19 protein-coding genes are annotated in these 19,871 nt (G+C 70.6%); 9 read left to right on the forward strand and 10 right to left on the reverse strand.

Annotated elements, in window-relative coordinates:
• Positions 1 to 1,730, reverse strand: a 1,730-nt coding sequence (gene sucB, locus VGZ32_RS11845; RefSeq protein ID WP_326886002.1) for a 2-oxoglutarate dehydrogenase, E2 component, dihydrolipoamide succinyltransferase, incomplete at its 3' end; no start/stop codon positions are given.
• 46 nt (positions 1,731 to 1,776) lie between these two features.
• Entirely contained in the window at positions 1,777 to 3,177 is a 1,401-nt protein-coding gene (lpdA, locus tag VGZ32_RS11850; protein ID WP_326886003.1) for a dihydrolipoyl dehydrogenase, read from the reverse strand.
• 332 nt (positions 3,178 to 3,509) lie between these two features.
• On the opposite strand from lpdA, the gene VGZ32_RS11855 reads away from it, so the two are divergent.
• Positions 3,510 to 3,851 carry a hypothetical protein gene (locus VGZ32_RS11855; RefSeq protein ID WP_326886004.1) on the forward strand — a complete coding sequence of 114 codons (342 nt, stop codon included), beginning with the start codon at positions 3,510 to 3,512 and terminating at the stop codon, positions 3,849 to 3,851.
• A 194-nt stretch (positions 3,852 to 4,045) separates the two neighbouring features.
• Here VGZ32_RS11855 and VGZ32_RS11860 read toward each other — a convergent pair whose 3' ends face one another.
• Entirely contained in the window at positions 4,046 to 5,572 is a 1,527-nt protein-coding gene (locus VGZ32_RS11860) for a leucyl aminopeptidase (protein WP_326886005.1), read from the reverse strand.
• 297 nt (positions 5,573 to 5,869) lie between these two features.
• Here VGZ32_RS11860 and gcvT point away from each other — a divergent pair, with 297 nt between their 5' ends.
• Positions 5,870 to 7,009: a glycine cleavage system aminomethyltransferase GcvT gene (gene gcvT / locus VGZ32_RS11865; RefSeq protein WP_326886006.1), complete on the forward strand. Its 1,140-nt coding sequence runs from the start codon at positions 5,870 to 5,872 to the stop codon at positions 7,007 to 7,009.
• A gap of 42 nt (positions 7,010 to 7,051) precedes the next feature.
• On the opposite strand, the gene VGZ32_RS11870 is transcribed toward gcvT, so the two are convergent.
• Genes VGZ32_RS11870 through cobU form a run of 3 tightly spaced genes read right to left on the reverse strand, consistent with a single transcriptional unit; the run spans position 7,052 to position 9,557 of the window.
• A complete protein-coding gene (locus VGZ32_RS11870) occupies positions 7,052 to 7,885 on the reverse strand; it encodes an adenosylcobinamide-GDP ribazoletransferase (RefSeq protein ID WP_326886007.1) in 834 nt (277 codons plus the stop codon).
• Positions 7,885 to 8,979, reverse strand: coding sequence for a nicotinate-nucleotide--dimethylbenzimidazole phosphoribosyltransferase (locus VGZ32_RS11875; RefSeq protein ID WP_326886008.1), 1,095 nt, complete (start codon positions 8,977 to 8,979; stop codon positions 7,885 to 7,887). The genes VGZ32_RS11870 and VGZ32_RS11875 overlap by 1 nt, the downstream gene beginning before the upstream one ends.
• A gap of 20 nt (positions 8,980 to 8,999) precedes the next feature.
• Entirely contained in the window at positions 9,000 to 9,557 is a 558-nt protein-coding gene (gene cobU / locus VGZ32_RS11880) for a bifunctional adenosylcobinamide kinase/adenosylcobinamide-phosphate guanylyltransferase (protein ID WP_326886009.1), read from the reverse strand.
• Positions 9,558 to 9,612: 55 nt separating this feature from the next.
• Between cobU and VGZ32_RS11885 the strand changes: the two genes are divergently transcribed.
• A complete protein-coding gene (locus VGZ32_RS11885) occupies positions 9,613 to 9,837 on the forward strand; it encodes a hypothetical protein (RefSeq protein WP_326886010.1) in 225 nt (74 codons plus the stop codon).
• Positions 9,838 to 9,851: 14 nt separating this feature from the next.
• On the opposite strand, the gene VGZ32_RS11890 is transcribed toward VGZ32_RS11885, so the two are convergent.
• Positions 9,852 to 10,847 (reverse strand): aldo/keto reductase family protein, encoded by a 996-nt coding sequence (locus VGZ32_RS11890; RefSeq protein WP_326886011.1) that lies wholly within the window; start codon positions 10,845 to 10,847, stop codon positions 9,852 to 9,854.
• A 69-nt stretch (positions 10,848 to 10,916) separates the two neighbouring features.
• Entirely contained in the window at positions 10,917 to 11,522 is a 606-nt protein-coding gene (locus VGZ32_RS11895; RefSeq protein WP_326886012.1) for a DUF3043 domain-containing protein, read from the reverse strand.
• A gap of 226 nt (positions 11,523 to 11,748) precedes the next feature.
• Here VGZ32_RS11895 and VGZ32_RS11900 point away from each other — a divergent pair, with 226 nt between their 5' ends.
• The 5 genes from VGZ32_RS11900 (at position 11,749) to VGZ32_RS11920 (ending at position 16,180) form a co-directional block, all read left to right on the forward strand.
• Entirely contained in the window at positions 11,749 to 12,549 is an 801-nt protein-coding gene (locus VGZ32_RS11900) for a PspA/IM30 family protein (protein WP_349263575.1), read from the forward strand.
• Positions 12,546 to 12,824: a PspA-associated protein PspAA gene (gene pspAA, locus VGZ32_RS11905; protein ID WP_326886014.1), complete on the forward strand. Its 279-nt coding sequence runs from the start codon at positions 12,546 to 12,548 to the stop codon at positions 12,822 to 12,824. Before VGZ32_RS11900 ends, pspAA begins: the two co-directional genes overlap by 4 nt.
• Positions 12,825 to 13,114: 290 nt before the next feature.
• Positions 13,115 to 14,035: a zinc metalloprotease HtpX gene (htpX, locus tag VGZ32_RS11910; RefSeq protein WP_326886015.1), complete on the forward strand. Its 921-nt coding sequence runs from the start codon at positions 13,115 to 13,117 to the stop codon at positions 14,033 to 14,035.
• Positions 14,036 to 14,078: 43 nt separating this feature from the next.
• Positions 14,079 to 14,648, forward strand: a complete 570-nt coding sequence (gene pspAB, locus VGZ32_RS11915; RefSeq protein ID WP_326886016.1) for a PspA-associated protein PspAB — start codon at positions 14,079 to 14,081, stop codon at positions 14,646 to 14,648.
• A 260-nt stretch (positions 14,649 to 14,908) separates the two neighbouring features.
• On the forward strand, positions 14,909 to 16,180 hold the full coding sequence (locus VGZ32_RS11920; protein WP_326886017.1) for an endonuclease/exonuclease/phosphatase family protein: 1,272 nt from the start codon (positions 14,909 to 14,911) through the stop codon (positions 16,178 to 16,180).
• A gap of 85 nt (positions 16,181 to 16,265) precedes the next feature.
• Here the strand turns inward: VGZ32_RS11920 and nadA are convergent, their stop codons facing one another.
• Positions 16,266 to 17,447, reverse strand: a complete 1,182-nt coding sequence (gene nadA / locus VGZ32_RS11925; RefSeq protein WP_326886018.1) for a quinolinate synthase NadA — start codon at positions 17,445 to 17,447, stop codon at positions 16,266 to 16,268.
• 202 nt (positions 17,448 to 17,649) lie between these two features.
• Between nadA and VGZ32_RS11930 the strand changes: the two genes are divergently transcribed.
• On the forward strand, positions 17,650 to 18,006 hold the full coding sequence (locus VGZ32_RS11930; RefSeq protein ID WP_326886019.1) for an iron-sulfur cluster assembly accessory protein: 357 nt from the start codon (positions 17,650 to 17,652) through the stop codon (positions 18,004 to 18,006).
• Between the two features lie 965 nt (positions 18,007 to 18,971).
• Here the strand turns inward: VGZ32_RS11930 and VGZ32_RS11935 are convergent.
• A complete protein-coding gene (locus tag VGZ32_RS11935) occupies positions 18,972 to 19,730 on the reverse strand; it encodes a hypothetical protein (protein WP_326886020.1) in 759 nt (252 codons plus the stop codon).
• Positions 19,731 to 19,871 lie beyond the last annotated feature (141 nt).

The following is a 19,871-nucleotide window of genomic DNA, read 5'->3' on the forward strand; positions in this document are numbered from 1 at the left end:
CGGTGGTCGTAGCTCAGGGCCAGGTAGACGATCGAGCGCACCGCGATGACCTCGCCCAGCACCGCGTCGGTGACCACGGCCGGGCGCTTCACCACCGCGCCGGTGCCGAGGATGCCGACCTGCGGCTGGTTGATGATCGGGGTGTCGAACAGGGCGCCGCGCGAGCCGGTGTTGGTGAGCGTGAAGGTGCCGCCGCCCAGCTCGTCCGGGGAGACCTTGTTGTCCCGGGTACGCGCCGCGAGGTCCGAGATGGCCCGCGCGATGCCGCCGAGGTTGAGGTCGCCGGCGTTCTTGATCACCGGGACGAGCAGGCCGCGCTCCGTGTCCACCGCGATACCCAGGTTCTCCGAGCCGTGGTACGTCACGGTCCCGGCCTCCTGGTCGATCGAGGCGTTGAGCTGCGGGTACTGCTTGAGCGCCTCGATCGTGGCCAACGCGAAGAACGGCAGGAACGACAGCTTGACGCCCTCGCGCGCCTCGAAGTCGCGCTTGGCCCGGTCGCGCAGCCGCGCGACCAACGTGACGTCGACCTCGACAACAGTGGTCAGCTGCGCCGAGACCTGGAGCGACTCCACCATCCGCTTCGCGATGACCTGGCGCAGCCGGGAGAGCTTCTCGGTGCGCCCGCGCAGCGGTGAGACCGCGACCGGCTTGGGCGCGGCGGCGGCCGGGGCCTGCTGCGCTGGGGCCGCCTCCGGCACGATCGGGGTCAGCGCCTTCGCCGCCTCGATGACGTCCTGCTTGCGGATGCGGCCGCCTACACCGGTGCCGTCGACGTTGGCCAGGTCCACGCCGCGCTCGGCGGCGAGCTTGCGCACCAGCGGGGTGACGTAAGCGCCGGGGCCCTCGTCAGCGGTAGGCGCCGGGGCGGCGGGGGCCGCCGCGACAGGAGCCGGCACGGGCGCGGGGGTGGGCGCCGGTGCGAGGGCCTGCGGAGCGGGTGCAGGTGCGGGGGCCGGTGCCGCAGCAACTACCACCGGAGCGGGTGCTGGAGCCGGGGCGGGTGCGGGAGCAGGCGCTGCCACCGGAGCGGGAGCCGGAACCGCCGCAGCCGGTGCGGGCGCCGCACCCGGCTCGCCGATGACCGCGAGTGTCGTGCCGACCCCGACGGTCTCGTCCTCGCCCACGTTGATCGCGATCACGACGCCCGTGGCGGGGGAGGGGATCTCGGTGTCGACCTTGTCGGTGGAGATCTCGAGCAGCGGCTCGTCGACCTCGACGCTGTCGCCGACCGACTTGAGCCACCGGGTGACGGTGCCCTCGGTGACCGATTCGCCGAGCGCGGGCAGCACGACCGGCGTGCCGGTGGCGGCGCCCGCCGAGACGGGGGCGGCCGGAGCTGGCGCGGGAGCGGCAGTCACGGGGGCGGGGGCCTGGACCGGCGGCGCAGCGGGCGCCGGGACGGGCGCCGGAGCGGGAGCGGCGATAGGCGCCGGGGCGGGTGCCGGAGCCGGTGCCTGGGCAGCTGGCGGCGCGGACGGAGCGCTCTCGCCCGGTCCGCCGATCAGCGCGAGCTCCGCGCCGACCTCGACGGTCTCGTCCTCGCCCACCTTGATCGACAGCACCACACCGGCGGCGGGGGAGGGGATCTCGGTGTCGACCTTGTCGGTCGAGACCTCGAGCAGCGGCTCGTCGACCTCAACCGTCTCCCCTTCCTTCTTCAGCCACCGGGTGACGGTGCCCTCGGTGACCGACTCGCCGAGCGCGGGCATCGTTACTGATACCGGCATGGGATCTCTCTCCTGACTAGGTTCTTCGGTCCGTGGAAGGGGTGCCTCAGTCGTGGACGTGCAGTGGCTTGCCGGCCAGCGCCATGTGCGCCTCGCCCAGCGCCTCGCCCTGCGTGGGGTGCGCGTGGACGAACTGGGCCACGTCGGACGGCGTCGCGTCCCAGTTGTAGATCAGCTGCGCCTCGGCCACCAGCTCCCCGGCCCGGTCCGCCACCATGTGGATCCCGACCACCCGGTCGTCCTCGCCCGGCACGCCGATGATCTGCACCAGCTTGATCTCGCCCTGGGTCTTGAGGATCTTGCTCTTGCCATTGCCCGCCAGGTTGTACTTGAAGGTCTTGATGTGGTCCGCGCCGTACCGCTCCTTGGCCACCGCCTCCGTGACGCCGCAGGACGCGACCTCGGGGTGCGAGTAGGTCACCCGCGGCACACCGTCGTAGTCGATCGGGCGCGGGTTCAGCCCGGCGATGTGCTCGGCCACCAGGATCCCCTCGCCGAAGCCGACGTGCGCCAGCTGGAGCGTCGGGATCAGGTCGCCGACCGCGTACACGTTCGGCACGGAGGTCTGGCAGAACTCGTTGACTTTGACGTAGCCGCGGTCCACGATCACCCCGGCCTGCTCGAAGCCGAGGTTCGCGGACACCGGGCCGCGGCCGACCGCGACCAGAAGCAGCTCCGCGTCGAAGGTCTTGCCGTTCTCAGTGGAGACCCGCACGCCGCTGTCGGTGTACTCGACGCCCGCGAACCGGTTGCCGAGCTCGAACTTGATGTTGCGGCGGCGGAAGGCCCGCTCGAGCAGCTTCGAGGAGTCCTCGTCCTCGAGCGGCACCAGGTGCGGCAGCGCCTCGATGATCGTCACCTCGGCGCCGAACGACTTCCACACCGAGGCGAACTCGCAGCCGATCACGCCGCCGCCGAGCACGACCACCGAGGAGGGCACCCGGTCGAGCTTCAGCGCGTGGTCGCTGCTGATGATCCGGTTGCCGTCGATGTTCAGGCCGGGCAGCGACTTCGGCACCGAGCCGGTCGCCAGCACGATGTTGGTGCCGGTGTAGACCTCGCCGTTCACGGTCACCTGGTTCGGCGCGGACAGCACGCCCTCCCCGGCGACGAAGGTGATCTTGCGGGCCTTCACGATGCCCTGCAGGCCCTTGTACAGCTGGCCGACCACGCCGTCCTTGTAGCTGTTGACGCCGGCCATGTCGATGCCCTCGAGGGTGCTGCGCACGCCGAAGGACTCGCCCTCACGGGCCAGGTCGGCGACCTCGGCCGCGTGCAGCAACGCCTTGGTCGGGATGCAGCCGCGGTGCAGACAGGTGCCGCCCACCTCGGCCTTCTCGATCAGTGCGACGTTCATGCCCAGGTCGGCGGCGCGGAAAGCGCAGGCGTAGCCGCCGGACCCGCCGCCGAGGATCACTACGTCGAATACGTTCCCGGCGTCAGCCACTTGTCGTCTCCTCGCGTCCTCGCGTATGCGCCGCCGGTCCCGCTGTTCGGGGCCGTATGGCGGGATTCCGGATCGCCGGACGCTCCCGGGGTGGCACACTGACAAGCATCCTGCCACCCGCGCAGGTGGGGGGCCTCTCGGCGACCGCCCTTCCGGCGGCCGGACTGTGTTTTAGGTCCGGCAGAAGCTTAATGCGGTCGGCGGGGTCGCGTTGCGCCGGGCCGACCGGCGTGGCAAGGGTGGTGGGATGGGCTCGGGGGGCCCCGCGGGTGAGCGAACGGGCTCGTCCGCAATCCGGTCGCGACCGGCTGTCTTCAACGAGGTGATGCACGGTGGCGTTGTTCCGCCGCACGAGTAGACCCGCAGGTGGCGGCGGCGTCGAAGGGCGCCGGTACCGCGAGGACGAGGCGCATTTGACGCGTTTCGCCCAATCGCGGGGCGGCGTCGAGGCGTTCGTCGAGCCGCGCACGGCTGTGACCGAAACCACAGTCGTGCTGGTCGCGGCCACGGGCGAGTGGACGCGGCGCCGCGTGCCCGGTCCGCAGGCCGCCCACCAGCTGGCCCGCCGCCTCGGCATCCCCGCCTACGACGCCGCCGTCGTCGGATATCCGCAGCGTATGCGCGACTGGAGCGCGCGTCTGGCGGCCGAGTCGAAGGCCCGGCGCGAGCCGTAGCAGGCCCCCGAAACGTGAGGCGCGCCGGCCTCTGCACGAGACCGGCGCGCTGTTCGCCTTTAGCGAACCGCTAGCGCTCCGACAGTCAACCAGTGATCATCAAGGCACGCCGTCCGACTTAGATGCGCCGTCGGAACAAGACACGGTGTCGGATCAAGGCGGGTATTGGATCGGGGCACAGCGTCGGAAGGCGGCTACAGCAGCCCGTCTGCCGCATCCTGAGCCAGCTGCACGAGCGTGCGCACCGCGAACCCGGTGCCGCCCTTCGGCGTGTAGCCGTACGGGGTCGCGTCGTTGAATGCGGGCCCTGCGATGTCGAGGTGCGCCCACGCGACGCCCTCGGCCACGAACTCCTTGAGGAACAGGCCGGCCACCAGCATCCCGCCCATCCGGTCGCCCATGTTCGAGATGTCGGCCACCTCGGAGTCGATCGTCTTGCGCAGGTGGGCGGGTAGCGGCATCGGCCACATGTCCTCGCCCGCGCGCTCGGCCGCGGACTCGACCTGGGCGCGGAACTCCTCGTCGTTGGACATCACCGCGGCGGTGCGCAGCCCGAGTGCGAGCACCTGGGCGCCGGTCAGCGTCGCCACGTCCACGATCGCGTCCGGGCTCTCCTCGGCCGCCCGCACCAGCGCGTCGGCCATCACCAGCCGGCCCTCAGCGTCGGTGTTCATCACCTCCACCGTCTTCCCGCCGTACATCTTCAGCACGTCGGACGGTCGGATCGCGTTGCCCCCGGGCATGTTCTCGGCCAGCGCCGCCCACGCGGTCACGTTCGCCTTCAAGCCGAGCCTCGCCGCCGCGATGACCGCCTGGACCACTGCTGCGGCCCCCGACATGTCCGACTTCATCGTCTCCATCGCGGTGGACGGCTTGAGCGAGATGCCGCCGGTGTCGAAGGTGATGCCCTTGCCGACGAACGCCAGCGAGCGCGTCGCCTCCGGATGCTTGTAGGCGACCTTGACCAGGCGGGGCGGGCGAACCGACCCCTGGCCGACGCCGATCAGGCCGCCGTAGCCGCCCGCCCGCAGCGCCGCGTCGTCCAGCACCTCGATCGTTAGGCCGCTGACGCCCGCGGCGTCGACCGCCGCTGCCGCCGCCTCGGCGAAGGCCTGCGGGAAGAGGTGCGACGGCGGGGTGTTGATCAGGTTGCGGGCGGTCTTGACCGCGTCCGCGAGCACCTGGGCGCGGCGTCCGGCGTCGGCCGCGCCGTTCCCCGGCTCGCCGGTGGTGACGAGCACCACCTCGCCGACCGGGGCCTTGCGCTCGGTGGCGTCCCCGGTCTTGAAGTCGTAGAAGGAGTAGGCACCCAGCGCTGCGCCGAGCGCCGTCGCCTCGACGACCTCCGGCCCGGCGAACGGCGTCACCACAGCCACCTTGCCGAGGCCGGCGAGCGAACGCACCGCCGCCCCCGCTGCCCGCCGCACGTCCTCTAGGCCCGAAGCGCCGACGACCTCGCCCTCGCCCGGCTTGCCCAGCCCGACGCCGACGACCAGCGGCGCGGCCAGCGACCCATTCGCCGGCGCGCGGGTGACCTCGTCCGCGGCGCCGGTCGCGCCGAGCGTCTTGAGGGTCGCGGCGAGGGTGCCGCCGAGGGCTTGGTCCACCGCCTCGGCACCCGGGGCCAGCATGACCCCGTCCTCGGCCTGGTAGAGGCCGACGACCAGGGCGTCGGCTTCGATACCGGCCACGGGGCCGGACGTCACGGAGATCGTGGTCACGTCGTGTCCTGTCTGCGTACGTGGGTTTCCTGAAAACTATTGTCGGTATGACGCATCGTAACCATCACTTCGATGCGTCGTGGACCCGGTTCCGTGAAATCGGCTAGTCCTGGCCGCTCCGTTCGCGCACGGTGACATTGGCGGACGGTGACATTGGCGGGTCGCAGGTCGGCCGGGGCTTCATGGCGGCTGTAGATCGCGTGACAGGGGAAAGGCGCCCCTGTCACGCGATCTTTCGCCGCCGCCCCGGCCGACCTGCGACCCGCGTGTCAAAAATGCGCGTGTAGGCTCCAGACCATGACATCGACGTCGCAGCCTGCGCCCGGCGGCACGCCCCTGCTCACCTCGCCCCTCCATGCGCGCCACGTGGCCCTCGGCGCGAAGATGGCCGACTTCGGCGGCTGGGAGATGCCGATCGAGTACTCGGGCGTCGTCGGCGAGCACACGGCGGTGCGCACCGGCGTCGGCGTGTTCGATGTCAGCCACCTCGGCAAGGCGACGGTCTCCGGCCGGGCCGCCGACGGCACCGACGCGTTCACCTTCGTCAACTCGGTGCTGGCCAACGATCTGCGCAAGATCGGCCCCGGCCAGGCCCAGTACACCCTCTGCTGCGACGACCCGACCGGCGGCGTGGTCGACGACCTGATCGCCTACGTCAAGTCGCCGGAGGAGATCTTCCTGATCCCCAACGCCGCCAACACCACGGAAGTCGTCCGGCGGCTCGCCGCGGCCGCGCCGGAGGGGATCGCGGTGGTGAATCAGCACTCCGACTTCGCCGTCCTCGCGGTCCAGGGCCCGCAGTCCGCCGGGCTGCTTAAGGCGCTCGGCCTGCCTACCGACCACGACTACATGGCCTTCGCCACGGCTGCCTGGGACGGTCGGCCGCTCACCGTCTGTCGCACCGGATACACCGGCGAGCACGGCTACGAGCTGGTGTGCCGGTGGGACGACGCCGCCGCGCTGTGGGATGCGATCCTGCGCGCGGGCGAGCCGTTTGAGATCAAGCCGTGCGGCCTCGGCGCCCGCGACACCCTGCGTACCGAGATGGGCTATCCGCTGCACGGCCAGGACCTCACCCTCGACATCTCGCCGGTCCAGGCCCGCGCGGGATGGGCGGTCGGCTGGAAGAAGGACGCGTTCTGGGGCCGGGAGGCGCTGCTCGCCGAGAAGGCCGCCGGGCCACGCCGGGTGCTCTGGGGCCTGCGGCAGGTGGACCGGGCGATTCCGCGCCCGCACATGGACGTGCTGGACGAGCAGGGCGCCGTCCTCGGTGAGGTGACCAGCGGCACCTTCTCCCCGACCCTCAAGCTCGGCATCGCGCTCGCGCTGCTGCCGCCGACCACGTCCGCGGGCGAAACCGTGTACCTGGACGTGCGTGGCCGGCGGGCCGCTTTCGAGGTGACCAAGCCGCCGTTCGTGCAGCCGTCCACTCGCTGAGCAGCCGTCCACGCACTTACCGGGCGCCGCCGACCCGGGCGGTCAGTGAAACGCGAGGACCAGCAGCGCGGCGGTGGCTGCCGTCTCGACCATCGCTCCCAGCACGTCGCCGGTGATGCCGCCCAACCGGGTAAGGCAGCGGTGTAACAGAAGCAGCGCCGCAGCGAGGCCCACCGGCACGGCAGCAGCTGCGAGCACTGCGGTCTGATGATCTGTCACCAGGCCAAGCGCCCCGCACGCTGCGGCGGTCACGATACCCACTGCCACGGCGGCGCGCACTGACACCGAGCCGGCAACCCACGCCCCGAGCCCGTCGGGCCGCGCGGACGGAATCGGCTCGGTGCACGCGGCAGTCACCGCGAGGCGCCCGACCGCCGCGGCCGTGATGAGCGCCACGAACTCGCGGTGATGCGCGTACGCCACGGCCGCGCCGCCGATCTGAAGAACCGCCACGAGAAGCAGCGTGACCACACCGAACGGGCCGATGTCGGACCGCTTCATGATGTCCAGCGCCTGCGCCGCGGGCTTGTTCGAGCCGAGCGCGTCCGCGGTGTCGGCCAGCCCGTCCAGGTGCAGTGCCCGGGTCAGCGCGGCCAGCACGGCGATCGCCGCGATCGCGCCGATCAGATCCGACTGGCTCCACCAGCGAAGCACCCAGCCGACTCCGGCCGCGGCGGCGCCGAGCACGCCACCGACCAGCGGCGCGAACGTCATCGCGATTCCGGACGCACGCGGATGCAGGGGACCGGGACCCGTTCCGACCCGCACGATAGTCAGCGTGCTGACGGAAAGGCGCAGCCCGGACGACAACGGGCTCTGCGCCTGAGTGTCCGCAGGCTGCCCTTCCAAAGGCTGCGCTCCCGAAGCGTGAGCCATCAGAGCCTCGAGCGCAGTACGGGTTCCGGCAGCCCTTCTTCCTCATACGTGCCGGTCTCAGCGAGCACCGCGACCGCCGAGCGCACGATCGGCAAGGCGAGCAGCGCGCCGCAGCCGCTGCCCGCGCGTACCTCGAAGTCCAGCAAGGGCTCCAGGCTCAGCCGGTCCAACGCCTTAACGTGCGCGGGCTCTGGCGAGACGTGTGCCGCGCGTGTCCAGTCCGGGGAGCGGAACGCGATGCGCTGGGCCAGCAACGCACACGCCGCGCTGCCCACACCGTCCAGCAACACCGGCGTGCGCCGCACCGCCGCCTGAAGCAGGAAACCGGTGTGCGCGGCGAAATCAGGGCCCGCACACACCGCCAGCAACTCGATCTGGTCGGACAGATGCGGCCGGGCCGCCCGCATGGCGTCGCGCACCGCCGCGCACTTGCGGATCCACGCGCGGTCGTCGATCCCGCTGCCACGGCCCGTCACGGACGCCGCGTCGGCCCCCGTGAGCACCCCGACCAGCACCGCTGCCGGAGTCGAATGACCCACCCCGATGAGCGACGGCATGAGCAGGTCGGCGCCCGCGTCGATCTCCGCGTCCGCGACCGCCGCGCCGAGCCGGAAGGCCGCCGCGGCCTCGTCCCGCGAGCAGGCGCGCTCCTCGCCGATCACGCCGGTGCCGCGCCGGATCCGCCCGGCCGAGATCTCCGCAGGCAGATCGGCGAAGGCGGAGACGTCGCAGTCCACGGAGGTGTCCACGATCCGCACCGTCGCCTGGTTCGCCCGGGCCAGCGACTGCGCCGGGCCGCCGCCCTCCGCGATCCGGCGCACCAGCGCGGCGGTGGCTTCCGGTGGATTGGCGCTGACCCCGTGCCGCGCGACCCCGTGGTCCCCGGCGAAGAGGATCACCCGGGCGCGTTCGATCGGCGCGGGCGGGCTGGCGCCCTGGACGGCGGCGAGCCACGAGGCGAGGCCCTCCAGGCGGCCGAACGAGCGCGGCGGCAGCGCCAGCGCCTCCGCCCACCGGGTGCGCGCGGCGGCGCGGGCGGACTCGTCAGGGCGCGCCAACGCCTCGGCGATCTTCTCCAGCTCAGTCGTGTCCATCGTGCCGCGAGCCTAGTACGTCAGTGGTCCTTGAGCTTCAGAGGGAGACCGGCCACCACGAGCCAGACCTCGTCGGCAGCCGCGGCGAACGCCTGGTTGAGGCGGCCGAGCTCGTCCCGGAACCGGCGGGTGCCGGACGCCTCGGGCACCACCCCGAAGCCGACCTCGTCGCTGACCGCGACCACCGGTCCGGCGGCATCGACGAACGCGGCGGTCAGTTGGTCCGTGCGCGCGACGAGCCGGGCGCGGCTGCCGCCCTCCCGCCACGCCTCGTCGTCCCAGGCCCCCGCTTCGTCCATCGCCGCGGTCAGCCACAGCGTGAGACTGTCGATCAGCATCGGCCGCCGGTTCGCCCGCAGCAGCTCGGCGAGACCCTCGGGCCGGTCGCCGAACTCGTGCGTCGCCCACGATTCCGGTCGGCGGGCGCGATGGCTGGTAATCCGGTCCGCCCACTCCGCGTCGTCTTCGTAGCGCGGCGCCGTCGCGGCATAGACGACGTCGGGCTCCTCGGCGAGCAGCCGCTCGGCGAAGTCCGACTTGCCGGAGCGCGCCCCACCGAGCACCAGGATGCGCGGCACAGGTGTCGCGGATCGCGTCAAGAGCTGCCTCGGTGAACTCGATAAGGTATGGGCCATGGCTTTCACATGGCGGTATGAGAACGCGGCGGGCGTCGAGGTCGAGCCGGTCGTGCCGATCGAAGGCGAGCACGCCGCCTATTCCACCCAGGGCGATGCCGAGACGTGGATCGGGGAGAACTGGCCCGAACTGCTCGCCGCCGAAGTCGAGCAGGTGACCCTCCTGGAGGACGGGGCCGTGGTGTACGGCCCGATGTCGCTCCAGGAGGCGCCCCCTGCCTAAGGGGCGTTCTTCCGCTACGGACGGGTGGCGGGCGACTCGGTCAGCGCCGGGTCTCGCACGATGATCGGCTCCAGGACGTCGTCGATCTGCTTAAGCAGATCGGCCTCGAGGGTGACGCCGCCCGCCTTAACGTTCTCCGCAACCTGCTCGGGACGCGACGCGCCGATGATCGCCGCCGAGACGTTCCGGTTCTGCAGCACCCACGCGACCGCCAGCTGAGCGAGGCTGAGGCCGGCTTGATCGGCCAGGGGCTTGAGCTCCTGCACTCGGGTGAGCAGATCGTCGTTCAGGAACCGCTTGATGAAGTTGCCGCCGCTCGGGTCGGTGGCCCGGGACCCGCTCGGCACAGGCTGTCCCGGCAGGTACTTGCCGGTCAGCACGCCCTGGGCGATCGGGGACCAGACGATCTGCCCCATGCCCAGTTCCTCGCACGTCGGCACGACCTCGGCCTCGATCACCCGCCACAGCATGTTGTATTGCGGCTGCGAGGAGATCAGCGGAACGTGCAGCTCCTTGGCCAGCTCGGCGGCGTCGCGGATCTCCGCGGCCCGCCATTCGGACACGCCGATGTACAGCGCCTTGCCCGAGCGCACCACGTCGGCGAAGGCCAGCATGGTCTCCTCGAGCGGGGTGGAGTGGTCGTAGCGGTGCGCCTGGTAGAGGTCGACGTAGTCGGTCTGCAGCCGGTTCAGCGACCCGTCGATCGACTCGAGGATGTGCTTGCGGTTCAGGCCGCGTTCGTTCCTGCCCGATCCGGTCGGCCAGAACACTTTGGTGAAGATCTCCAGGCCGGAGCGGCGCTCGCCCTTCAAGGCATCGCCGAGCACGGATTCGGCCCGGGTGCCCGCGTAGACGTCCGCGGTGTCGAAGGTGGTGATTCCGGCGTCGAGCGCGGCCCGCACGCACGCGTGCGCGGCCTCCGCCTCGACCTGGCTTCCGTGTGTGATCCAGTTCCCGTATGCGATCTCACTGATGACAAGGCCGCTGCGGCCGAGGTGTCGGAATTCCATGCGACCGACCCTACGCCGCGGCGGTCCCTATCGCTCGGGTGGGATGGCGGCCGGCGGACGAGCCGGAGGCTACTTCTTCTTCCCGTTGAAGGTGACGACCGGCTTCGGCTGGCGCAGGAACCGGGGCATCGCGGCGCGGGAGAAGGCGTAGAAGCCAGTGCCGCGCACGTGCTCCTCACCGAACTGCTGGCGCACCGCCCGCTTGACGCGGAGGTTGAGCACGATGCCCAGCACGATGCCGACCACCACGATCAGTTCCATGACGAACGACGCGTAGATGTAGAGCGACGTGTTGTGCAGGATGAGCGTCAGCCACGCGACGACGACCAAAGGCATCAGGAACTCGAGAAGGCGCAGGCGGCCGTCCACGTAGTCGCGCACGAAGGCTCGCGCGGGTCCTTGATCGCGCGCCGGGTAGTTCCGGGCGTCGCCGGTGCGCATCGCCTGCCGCTGGCGCTGGTAGGACGTGCTGCGCACCTGGCGCTCGGCGCGCCGCCGTTCCTTCGGATCGCTCGGCATGGCGCCGAGGCGCACCTTGCGCGCCGTCTCCGCCTCGCGCCGCGTCGGCGTCGGACGGCCCTTTCCACTGCTCTGCGTGGCGGGACGATCGGAGGAGGCCGGCGAGCGCGGGGTCTCGTCGGTCACGACCTGGTCGGTGGAGCGTCGTCGGAACACGAGGGAAGCGTAAACGCTGTCCGCCCGGCCACATAACCCGCCCGCCGTATGACGATCCGCTTTCCCTTTTGTGAACGTCCGCGGGAACTGTCTTGACTCCGCAGCTCTGCTGCGCTGTTTATTGGCTCAGTGCCGATGCGAAGAACTATCGTGGGCACTGACCACATGAGCCGCCGCCGGACGGCGTCGCTAAGGGGGACCTGGAGGGCTAATGGCCGACGGAGTCATGAAGCGCATGTCCTTGATCTTTAAGTCCAAGGCGAACAAGGCCCTGGACAAGTACGAGGACCCGCGCGAGACGCTGGACTACGCGTACCAGAAGCAGCTGGAGAACATGACCCAGCTGCGGCGGTCCCTCGCCGACGTCGCCACTGCGCGCAAGCGCATCGAATTGCAGATCAAGCAGGTCCAGAAGGACCTCGACACCCGCGACCAGCAGGCCCGCCGGGCGCTGGAGATGGGCCGCGAGGACCTGGCCCGGGAGGCGCTCACCCGCAAGGCCACCGTGCAGCAGCAGATCGCGTCGCTGACGCCGCAGCACGAGAACCTGGTCACGCAGGAGGAGAAGCTCACCCGCGCGGTGCAGCAGGCCCAGGTCAAGGTGGACGCCTTCCGCACCCAGAAGGAGACCATCAAGGCCAACTACACCGCCGCGCAGGCGCAGACCCGGATCGCGGAGACGCTCACCGGCATCTCCGAGGAGATGGGCGACGTCGGCATGGCGATCCAGCGGGCACAGGACAAGACCCAGCAGCTCCAGGCGCGCGCGGACGCGATGACCGAGCTGACCGCCTCGGGCGCGCTGGACGACCAGCTGTCCCAGCTCACCGGCGGTGGCGACGACATCGACGCCGAGCTCACCCGGATCTCCGCCGGCGGCGGCGTGGACTCGGAGCTCGAGCGGATGAAGCTGGAGCTGGCCGGCGGCGCGACCAAGCAGCTGGAGGCCGGGGCGTCCGGGGTCGCCAAGCCCGGCGCCGTCCAGGACGCAGAGGTGGCCGACGCCAAGGAGGGCGACGTCCAGTGATCGTCCGCATCCTCGGCGAGGGCCAGCTCACCCTGAATCCGGAGGCCCTCGACGAGCTGAACAAGCTCGACGACGAGCTGATGGCAGCCGTGCGCGACAGCGACGAGCCGAAGTTCCACGTCGCCATGGACGCGCTGCTTGGACGGGTGCGCGAGGTGGGCGAGCCGCTGCCGGTCGACGAGATCAAGCCGAGCGACTTCATCCTGCCGAGCGCCGACTCCTCGCTGGAAGAGGTCCGCGACCTGCTCTCCAGCGACGGCCTCATCCCAGGCTGACCCTGGGGGTCTTTGAAAAAGTCCCGCCGGGCCCGCGACGCCTGCCGTGTGTTCGGCTCGCGTGGGGGGCCGGGGCTTATCCGACGATACTTTTCAAAGGCCCCCCAGGCCGCAGCGGCGCGGTTCCCGGTCCCCGGCGGCGGCCGCCGCCACCAAGGGGTGGTCGAACCCCTAAGCTGGCGGCGATCACCCGGGAACTTTCGCCGTCCGTCGGCCCGTTCACCTGGTGGTCGGGCGGGGACTCCCGCTCGCACACCAGACTTGTCCGCCCAGGAAGGACGGCAGCAGCAGTGGCCAGCACGAGGTTCGCGCCAGACCGGGGACTGACCTCCCGCATGGTCTTCGTCATGTTCCTGATCGGCCTGCTGGCGGTGGCGTTCGTCGTGGCGCTGATCGCCTTCGTGCCGGTGCGGGTGCTGCCCGTGGTGCTCGTCATCGCGGGCATCCTGCTGTTCTGTCAGTTCTTCTTCTCCGACAAGATCGCCGCGTTCGCCATGGGCGCGCACGAGGTCACCCCGGAACAGGTCCCGGACCTGCACGGCATCATCGACCGGCTGTGCGCGATGGCCGACATGCCCAAGCCGCGGGTCGCGGTGGCCGAGACCCCGATGCTCAACGCCTTCGCCACCGGCCGCAACCCGAACAACGCGGTGGTCTGCGTGACCACCGGCCTGCTCGACCGGTACCGCTCCGGGCTGATCACCGAGCAGGAGCTCGAGGGCATCCTGGCGCACGAGCTGTCGCACGTCGCGCACCGCGACGTGATGGTGATGACCATCGCCTCCTTCCTCGGCATCCTGGCCGGCCTGGTCGCCCGGATGGCGTTCTGGTTCGGCCTCGGCGGCAACGAGCGGGACGATCGGGACGGCGGCGTGCCCGTCCAGCTGATCATCCTGCTGGTCTCGATCGTGGTCTACGCGGTCTCCTTCCTGCTCACCATGGCGCTGTCCCGGTACCGCGAGCTGGCCGCCGACCGGGCCGGGGCGCTGCTCACCGGCAACCCGTCGGCGCTGGCCTCCGCCCTGCAGAAGGTGACCGGCGACATGGCCCGCATCCCGACCCAGGACCTGCGCCAGGCCGAGCCGTTCAACGCCTTCTACTTCGCCCCGGCGTTCAACGCGGAGTCGGCCAGGAACGCGCTGTCCTCGCACCCGACGCTGCAGAAGCGGCTGGAGAACCTGGCGCAGATCTCGCAGCAGCTCGGCCGCTGAGCCGCGACCCGTACCCACATCCGATCTGAGGGCAGCTTCCGCGATGGGATTCCTCGACTCACTGCTCGGCCGCACCAAGCCGGTCCAGCCGAACCTCGACCAGCTGTTCAGCCTGCCGAACGCGGCGCTGACCCTGGAGGCGGCCGCCGGATTCAAGCCCACCGGGCTCGGCGCGGTCTGCTACCGCAAGGCCGAGGGAGTCGCCTTCACCCAGGTGGAGACCGACGTCGAACAGCTGCTCGAAGGCGTCGACGGGCCCAAAGTCCAGGTGTCCCAGGACGAATACGGGTACACCTGGCTGCTGTGCCGCCGCGCGTCGGATCAGATCAGCGACCTGGTGACGGACCTGCACGCGGTCAACTCGGCGCTCCAGGACACCGGTTTCGGCCCGTACCTGCTGTGCACCCTGGTCTCGTTCGAGGACCCGCAGGGCCGCCGGGTCGCCCTGGTCTACCTGTACAAGAAGGGCACCTTCTACCCCTTCGCGCCGCAGGGTCAGCCCAAACGGGACAACATGCTCGAAATCCAGGTGAAGAGCGAGGTGGGCGCGGACCTTCCGATCGAGAAGGATCTGAGCCGCTGGTTCCCGGTCTGGGGCGCTCCGGGTCTGTAGCGCGGCGCATCGAGCGCAGCTCAGGGCTCGATGACTCTCGGTGGATCGCGAAGGGTTGCCGCACACCGATTTCCTCGTGTTGCCGGTTGATATACCGCGGATCGCGGGTGCGTACTGACCACGTCACGCCTCTGCCACGATTGCCGCTTCCGTTTGGCAGCGAGGGCCGCCGAGCCGATACGCTTCAGCACGTTCAACGGCAGCTGGGCGGAGCTGGGCGAAGGGGTAGGGGCGGAAGAGTGGACGTGGAGCCGCATCCGATGGATGCCCGCGAGACGGGTCCGTACGGCTCCGATCCCGAGGCGCCCGAAGCGGATTCGCGCGGCGCCGACATGCACAGGGCCGAAGCAGGCGACCTGGGCGACGACCCCCTGCCACTCCCGCGGCCGCGGAGCGCCGACGAGTACGAATACGCACACCGGTTCGAAGGCTACGTCGGGCCGCCGCCCGCCCGGGGCCTCGAGGAGGCGTACGGGTCCGGCGGCGACGGGGACGCGGGCGGGGCGGCCGCGGACGAGGACGGGCACCACCACTGGCCGAGCGCACGCCAGCAGCTCGGCACCGCGATCGCCGTGCTCGGCTGGGCGATCGCGGCATTCCTGGTCGCGCATCGGTTCGTGCCAGGCAGCGCGGGCCTGGTCTCGCTGCTGGAATCCGGACTGCCCTGGCTCGCCGTGCCGACCGTGATCCTACTGCTCGGCGCCCTAGCCGCACGCTCGCTGCGGGCGGTCCTCGCGACGCTTGCCGCCGCCTCGATCTGGATCGTGGGGTACGGCCCCGAGCTGATGCCCCGGGGCGACCCGCTCCCGGCGAACCTTCGCGTGTTCAGCGAGGACATCAACGCGCCCGGGACCGCGACCGCCGCCGAGCTGGCCGGGGCCGCGCAACTGGCGCCGGGCCAGCACGCGGACATCGTCCTGCTCCAGGGTGTGTACCCGCAGCTGGCCTCGTCGTCGGCCCTGGCGAATCTGAACTCCGCGTACCCGAACCATCTGACCCAGTACGAGTTCGGTGTCTGGAGCCGGTACAAGATCGCCGACAGCGCGGCGGTGTCACTCGGCACGACCACCGCCGACATCAACGGCTCCTCCGGCCTGGTGGCGGGGGTGGCCCAGGTCGTAGTCGGCGCGCTGCGCGTGACGATCGACACGCCCGAGGGTCCCCTGGTCCTCTACGTGGTCCACCTCCCGCAGCCGACGCTCGGCGACCAAGGCTTCGCGAAGGCCCGGGATGCGGCGCTGTCCCGCCTGGTCAAGGTGGTGCGCGCCGACCACGCCGCCCGCCTCGCCGTGGTCGGTGACGTCAACGTCGCGCAGACTGACCGGCGCTTCTCCGATCTGACCGGCCTCGGCCTGACGTCGGCGCAGGCCGCGGCGGGACGCGGATTCGGCTTCACCTGGCCGGCCGAGTTCCCGGTGGTCCGGCTCGACGACCTGCTCGTGCGCGGAGCGGACCCGGTCCGATCCGTCGTGCTCTCCGCGCTGTCCGGCGGAAAGACGCACCTGCCGATCGAGGTCGATCTCCACCTGTGACGGCGTGAGAATCTTCACCGCGCGAGACGCGCCAGTGTGACAAATCTCTCGCCGCGGCTCTCGCGCCGGAACCACTCCGGAACCACTACGGCAGCGCGAGCATCCGCTCCAGCGCGAGCTTGGAGTAGCGGGCGGTCTCCGGGTCCACCGTGATCCGGTTGACCACCGTGCCCGCGACCAGCGACTCGAGCGCCCACACCAGGTGCGGCAGGTCGATCCGGTTCATCGTCGAGCAGTAGCACACCGTCTTGTCGAGGAAGACGATCTGCTTGTCAGGGTGCGCGTTTGCCAGGCGGCGCACCAGGTTGAGTTCGGTGCCGACGGCCCACGCGGTGCCCGGCTCGGCGGCTTCCAGGGTCTTGATGATGTACTCGGTCGATCCGACGTAGTCCGCCTTCTCGACCACTTCGTGGCGGCACTCCGGGTGCACGAGGACGTTCACGCCGGGTATGCGCTCGCGCACCTCGTCGACACACTCGGCGGTGAACCGGCCGTGCACCGAGCAGTGCCCGCGCCAGAGGATCATCTTCGCCGAGCGCAGCTGCTCCTCGGTCAGGCCGCCGTCCGGCTTGAACGGGTTGTAGAGCACGCAGTCGTCGAGGGACATGCCGAGCTGCCGCACCGCCGTGTTGCGGCCGAGGTGCTGGTCCGGCAGGAAGAGCACCTGCTCGCCCTGCTCGAACGCCCACCGCAGGGCACGCTCGGCGTTGGAGCTGGTGCAGATCGTGCCGCCGTGCTTCCCGGTGAAGGCCTTGATGTCGGCCGAGGAGTTCATGTAGGAGACGGGTACCACCCGGTCGGCGATGCCGACCGCGGTGAGCGTGTCCCAGCACTGCTCGACCTGTTCCGCCGTGGCCATGTCGGCCATTGAACAGCCGGCCGCGAGGTCGGGCAGGACGACCTGCTGCGCTTCGGAGGTCAGGATGTCCGCCGACTCGGCCATGAAGTGCACGCCGCAGAAGACGATGTATTCAGCCTGCGGGCGGCCGGCGGCGTCCCGGGCGAGCTTGAACGAGTCGCCGGTGACGTCGGCGAACTGCACGACCTCGTCCCGCTGGTAGTGGTGGCCCAGCACGAAGACCCGGTCACCGAGCGCGGCCTTGGCCCGTGCGGCCCGTTCGACCAGGTCGGGGTCGCTCGGCGCGGGAAGGTCGCCCGGGCACTCGACCCCGCGCTCGCTGCGCGGATCGGCGGCCTTGCCGAGCAGCAGCAGGGCGAGCGGAGTGGCGGCGGGCTCAGAGAAAGGCCGATCGGTGGTGACGGTCACAGCGCGCCTCGCATGGTTCCGGACCCTTTTCGTCGAACTGACGCGAACTATCGTACCTCAGGGCCGCACACGACGGCGACGGACTGTGCGACCATGGCAGGTAAGGGAAGGGGCAGCGGCGGGCCGTGGGAATACCCGATCGCCGGTCCGGTGTTACCACCGGGCGACCCGACGAACCGCAGACATAAGGCAGGCAGAGCAGATGACGGTTGAGGTTGGAATCACCGCGAAGCAGGACGGCATCATCCTGACGGATGTCGCCGCGTCCAAGGTGAAGAGCCTGCTCGACCAGGAAGGACGCGACGACCTCTCGCTACGCGTCCAGGTGCAGCCGGGCGGTTGTTCGGGGCTGCGCTACCAGCTCTACTTCGACGACCGTGCGCTGGACGGCGACGTGGTCTCCGAGTTCGGCAGCGTGAAGGTCGTCACTGACCGGATGAGCGCTCCGTACCTGATCGGCGCCACCGTGGACTTCGTGGACACCATCGAGAAGCAGGGCTTCACGATCGACAACCCGAACGCCACCGGCTCCTGCGCCTGCGGCGAGAGCTTCAACTAGAGCGACGCGACGGCTTAAATCCGTCCGGTTGGGCGGCCGCGCGCATGAGGCGCGTTGGTCGGGATGTCGGATGAGGCGGGCAGGCGAGGCTGCTGCTGGTCGTGAGACTGAGGGCTCGGCACCGCTGATCAGGCGTGTGCCGGGCCTTCGGCGTGCCCGTACGTCGATCGGCCTTCTCGGGAGCCCGCCGTCGCTCTGCTCGATCCGTCGGGTTGGGTGGGCCGAGCATGAGGTGCGTTGGTCGGGATGTCGGATGAGGCGGGCAGGCGAGGCTGCTGCCGGTTGTGGGACCGAGGGCTCGGCGCCGCTGATCAGGCGTGCGCCGGGCCTTCGGCATGTCCGTACGTCGATCGGCCTTTTCTGAAGCCCGCCGTCGTTCTGCTCGCGCCGCTCCTGTGCGGTGAGGCTGCCGGTCCGCACGGCGAGCGGGGCCGAGTGCCCGGGCGGCCTTCCCGCGCCGCGCGGACGCCTCGGCATGAAACCGGTCGCCTTGAGCTCGAGGCTCACTCGGAAGCTCAGTCGAGTGGGGGGCCTTCCGCTTTGGCGTCGCTCTTGCGCCATTCGAGTGGTCTTTGAGGCGGCGTCCACCGTTCGGCCCAACGGGACTCGTTCAAACGCGTGCTCGGTCGAACAGGCCGAGGGCCGCGGACCTCCATCTGCGCCCCTCCGCGGGCCCGTCTCTGTCTCCAGATGCAGACGCGGCAGGACCCCCGACCGTCGCTACCCACAAACGACGGCGGGGGTCCTGCCTTTGTGCGACGGATCCCGCACCAGTGCGCCGACTGGTGGCTGCCCGGGACCCGCTACGGCGTCCATAGTGCCGGGGGGAGAGCACCATGGGCGCGAGCCTCGTCCGTTACTCCCCGTGTAACGGTGGACACCTTTCCAGCGTGTGCCGTATCACTCAGTGTAACGCCTCAACCGGTCTACAGAAGACTTAACGGTTCCATTGCCCAAGAGGTTCCCTACCGATTCGAAGTCACTCCTGAATTCACCGAACCGGGCAGCGGAAGCGGGATCACTCCCACGCCCCCGGCCGCCCGGCCGGACGCCAGATCGATGACCGGCCGGTTCCCCAGCGGCGCGGACAGGTGGGCCGGGAAGTCGGCGATGCGCACCAGCATCGGGCACATGACCCCGACCTTCACCGGTAGATGTGCCAGCCCCACCGCGACCTGGCTCGCGGATTCCTGAACCACGACTACGTAGCGTCCGCACGCGCCGGCCTGCGCCTCGATCTCCAGGTACAGGGTGCGGCCGTCAGCGCTGCGCCCTATCTGCTCTATCGGCACGTAGTGGGCTCCGGCCGGAAGAGTGGACGCCTGGGCCTCCGGGCTGCCCAGTTGGCCACCGCCGCCCTGTGCCGGACCGCCTGGGTTGACCGAAGAGGTCACGCCGGGCGAGGCCGAGCCCGAGCCGGCGCTTCCGCTCCCGCCGGATGCCGATGCCGATGCCGACGCTGACGGCGTCGGCGACGTGACCGGGGCTCCGGTCAGCGTCCCGCCGGCTGCCGCCGGCCCGACTGACTTGGTGCTCGCGCACGCCGCGAGGGCGGCGGTCAGCACAAGCACACTCGCCGCGCTGACGATCGCGAGCGCGCCGCGGCGGGCGCGTCGTCGACCGCGCACGGTGCGCCTGGCCGTCGCGCTGGCGCTCCGGCCTTCGTTCGTGGATAGATCGCGCATACCGGGTGGGCCCTCGGCACCGCGTACTTCGTTGGGCATCTCGACGCCGTCCCTTTCGTTGACTGCGTTCACCCGCGTCGCCGCCGTCGGCTACAGCTTGCCGCGGTCGGCGGTATTCCGCCGGTCATCGATTGGACGGAGCCGGTCCGCGCCGGGTTCCACTCGATTCGACCGACTTTC

It is taken from the genome of Actinocrinis sp. (assembly GCF_035938995.1).
GTDB lineage: Bacteria > Actinomycetota > Actinomycetes > Streptomycetales > Catenulisporaceae > DASZGI01.

What these genes read in the sequence shown, in the direction of transcription:
- VGZ32_RS11920 (WP_326886017.1), top strand. Translation starts at nt 14,909, where the DNA reads ATGGATGCCCGCGAGACGGGTCCGTACGGCTCCGATCCCGAGGCGCCC.
- VGZ32_RS11935 (WP_326886020.1), bottom strand. Translation starts at nt 19,730, where the DNA reads ATGCCCAACGAAGTACGCGGTGCCGAGGGCCCACCCGGTATGCGCGAT.
- VGZ32_RS11900 (WP_349263575.1), top strand. Translation starts at nt 11,749, where the DNA reads ATGAAGCGCATGTCCTTGATCTTTAAGTCCAAGGCGAACAAGGCCCTG.
- VGZ32_RS11885 (WP_326886010.1), top strand. Translation starts at nt 9,613, where the DNA reads ATGGCTTTCACATGGCGGTATGAGAACGCGGCGGGCGTCGAGGTCGAG.
- VGZ32_RS11930 (WP_326886019.1), top strand. Translation starts at nt 17,650, where the DNA reads ATGACGGTTGAGGTTGGAATCACCGCGAAGCAGGACGGCATCATCCTG.
- pspAB (WP_326886016.1), top strand. Translation starts at nt 14,079, where the DNA reads ATGGGATTCCTCGACTCACTGCTCGGCCGCACCAAGCCGGTCCAGCCG.
- VGZ32_RS11875 (WP_326886008.1), bottom strand. Translation starts at nt 8,979, where the DNA reads ATGGACACGACTGAGCTGGAGAAGATCGCCGAGGCGTTGGCGCGCCCT.
- gcvT (WP_326886006.1), top strand. Translation starts at nt 5,870, where the DNA reads ATGACATCGACGTCGCAGCCTGCGCCCGGCGGCACGCCCCTGCTCACC.
- VGZ32_RS11870 (WP_326886007.1), bottom strand. Translation starts at nt 7,885, where the DNA reads ATGGCTCACGCTTCGGGAGCGCAGCCTTTGGAAGGGCAGCCTGCGGAC.
- VGZ32_RS11890 (WP_326886011.1), bottom strand. Translation starts at nt 10,847, where the DNA reads ATGGAATTCCGACACCTCGGCCGCAGCGGCCTTGTCATCAGTGAGATC.